Consider the following 2,570-nt stretch of genomic DNA (forward strand, 5'->3'; position numbering starts at 1 on the left):
GTAGATATTAATTCATCCTATATTTGGTGCATTTCCCTGTAGTTAACTGACCTTAAAGGAAGTCATTACCTAAGAAGTTATTACCGTAGTCTTCATTGTAATCATAGTTAATCGTAATGTTACCAATTGTCTGTTGTCGTGCTGATGTATAACTACTTTCAATTCTCTTAAAGTGATCTTCTAAGAAATCTTCCATTAGATTATCCATACCTTGTTGAACATCAATAGCCATGAGTTCAGTAAAGATATGAACTCCCATTGCAAGTGTATCAATGCGGTCATCATGCTTTAATGCACCACGTTCACGAGACATTCTGGTTAGCTGATACATACAACTTCTTTCTGCACGTAGATTGTTATCTGGGTCTAATGCTGTTCTATAGTCCTTCTCAATAATACTCTGTGGAATAATAAGTTTATGGGAACCAAGAACAGGTTCAAGAGTGTCACATATACGGACTTCTTTTTGTTTATTAGAACGAATCTCATGTAGGCTTGCTGCGTGGTGACGCTTTAATACTGGCTGTAGTAGTTTATTAAACATACCATCACCAAAGTTTGATTCTATGTGTATTTCATGAACCTTATGTTCTTTTGCAATCTTGGATAGTCCTTCAAGAGTCTGATCACCGTAACCATCCAGGAAGCCGCCAATGTCCATTAAATATATATAACTGTTGTTCCAGTATAGAACGGCGTATGAAGTTTCATCCTTACCACGTCCTGACGGGTCGATTACCATTATCTTTTTAGTATAAGCATGGAACTGTTCTGATGAACCGTGGGCGTGATAATAATTATCCCCTTTCAATCCTACGTTTGGTAATTCCTTTACTACTTTGTCTGGGTTAGGAAGCCATTTCCAAGAAAGCGGAGATGTTTCTCTATCTACTTCTGCTACGATTAAATCTTTTAATTTAAGCGGGAATTTAGCTTCATCAGATAAGTTAGGGTTAAGCATGAACTGTAAAGCGAACCCGGCCTTACCATAACTGATTTCACGGCGTAGTAGATCTTCATCATTGAAACGAATAGGTTCAGTAGGTTTCCAGTATAAATTGTCAATTCCAAACTGTTCTATACTTTGCCGGATACACACGCCTAAACGTTCACCGTAGAATTCCATTTCTCTGTCATTACGTGGGTATCTTACAGGCCATATCATTGTATGGTATCCACGGTTCTCTAACTCTTTGTATAGCGTCATTTCCGTTTGAGGCGTACCAAGATAGATAATCTGGCCGCCGGGCTTTAGAATCGCGTCAAACTCCTTTACGGACTCCCATAACTTCTCACGTGTTGTCTGTGTAAGACTGTTGTTCGGTATCTCCACATCATCAGCGATTAGCAGATCTGCACGAGAGCCGGTTAACTGGCCTGTGATACCTACTGACTTAACAGAAGGTGAAGCATCTGGTTTAGCTGGGCCTACATCGAAGATTAGCTTACTGTCGCGTTGTCCTTTGTTCGCGTCTGCTTCCAGGTGCTTCAGGAACGGTAGTAGACCGATTATCTGTTTGATGAATACACTGTTAGCGTCTGCCCGGTCTTTACTGGCTGAGACAATCATGATTTTTAGATCTGGATTGTTCCATAGCTTCCAGACTACGAAAGCACAAGTAACAAAGGACTTACCAACACCACGGAATGCCTGAATAATAAAGCGTTCATCTTCATTACATGCTTCAAGACTCTTGGCTATATCAATCTGTATTGGTGTTGGATTTGGTAGATTCATTTCTTTCCAAAGAACAAAAAGAAAAGCTACAAATGAACCTTTAACCTTTAGTAGCGGATCAGATTTTTTTGGTGTTCCTTTTGTTGTTGTTTTTTTAATAGTAGTCATCCTTGACTCCCTTTAATTCTTTTTGAGTTTTTCTATTTCCTCATTTTGTTTTCTTACTATTTCTTGGAGTTTTCCGATCCAGATGTCTGCTCTACTGGATTCCCCAATAAGAAATTCAGAAGACGATCTTGAAAGTTCGGCTTGCTCATTATGTTCTCCGGTAACACTATCTGGACTGTTGCAGGTTGTTTCACTATTCTTTCTTGTGATTTCGATCCGCAACCGCTTGTTAGTAGCGTTAATACCATTAATAGTGTTAGTAGTATTTTCTTTGACATTTGCTAATTCCTTCTCATAGTCTTTTACTATGTTATCTATTTCGTTTTGTTTCTTTGCTTTGAGAGTCTGCATATCAGCATCAAATTTCTTTTCTGCCTTTTCCATTTGAAGTTCATATTCAGTATTCATTGTGGAGTATCCTTTATACTCACCAATATTGTATGCACCCAAAACTACAGCTATCAAAACAAAGAGACTCAAAACGAGTCCCTTTACATTAATGCTCATCTGTATTGCCTTTATCCTTTTTGAATTTTTTCCTAAAGAACTTTACGAGTTTGAAGAAGCCATGAACTACTAATTTCAGCACAACTAATTTAAATGCCAGTATAAAGAAACCACCAATTGCACTTGCTAATGCATGGAAATTTATAGCCGCAAATAATTTAGATATGAAAGCAGCAATGGCGGTTAGAAATTCCATTGTTAATTCCTTTTATATTGT

At 37.9% G+C, this 2,570-nt stretch carries 3 protein-coding genes; all 3 read right to left on the reverse strand.

The window, feature by feature from the left end:
• Positions 1-52 precede the first annotated feature (52 nt).
• Genes terL through LZ634_RS22560 form a run of 3 tightly spaced genes read right to left on the reverse strand, consistent with a single transcriptional unit; the run spans position 53 to position 2,549 of the window.
• Entirely contained in the window at positions 53-1,846 is a 1,794-nt protein-coding gene (gene terL / locus LZ634_RS22550; protein WP_234508954.1) for a phage terminase large subunit, read from the reverse strand.
• 12 nt (positions 1,847-1,858) lie between these two features.
• Positions 1,859-2,353, reverse strand: a complete 495-nt coding sequence (locus LZ634_RS22555; protein WP_234508955.1) for a lysis system i-spanin subunit Rz — start codon at positions 2,351-2,353, stop codon at positions 1,859-1,861.
• Positions 2,343-2,549, reverse strand: a complete 207-nt coding sequence (locus LZ634_RS22560; RefSeq protein ID WP_234508956.1) for a hypothetical protein — start codon at positions 2,547-2,549, stop codon at positions 2,343-2,345. Before LZ634_RS22560 ends, LZ634_RS22555 begins: the two co-directional genes overlap by 11 nt.
• Positions 2,550-2,570 lie beyond the last annotated feature (21 nt).

The sequence above is a fragment of the Kluyvera intermedia genome, assembly GCF_021440345.1.
In the GTDB taxonomy this organism is placed as follows: domain Bacteria; phylum Pseudomonadota; class Gammaproteobacteria; order Enterobacterales; family Enterobacteriaceae; genus Kluyvera; species Kluyvera intermedia_A.

Coding starts and splice junctions, on each gene's coding strand:
- terL (WP_234508954.1), bottom strand. CDS start 1,846: ATGACTACTATTAAAAAAACAACAACAAAAGGAACACCAAAAAAATCT.
- LZ634_RS22555 (WP_234508955.1), bottom strand. CDS start 2,353: ATGAGCATTAATGTAAAGGGACTCGTTTTGAGTCTCTTTGTTTTGATA.
- LZ634_RS22560 (WP_234508956.1), bottom strand. CDS start 2,549: ATGGAATTTCTAACCGCCATTGCTGCTTTCATATCTAAATTATTTGCG.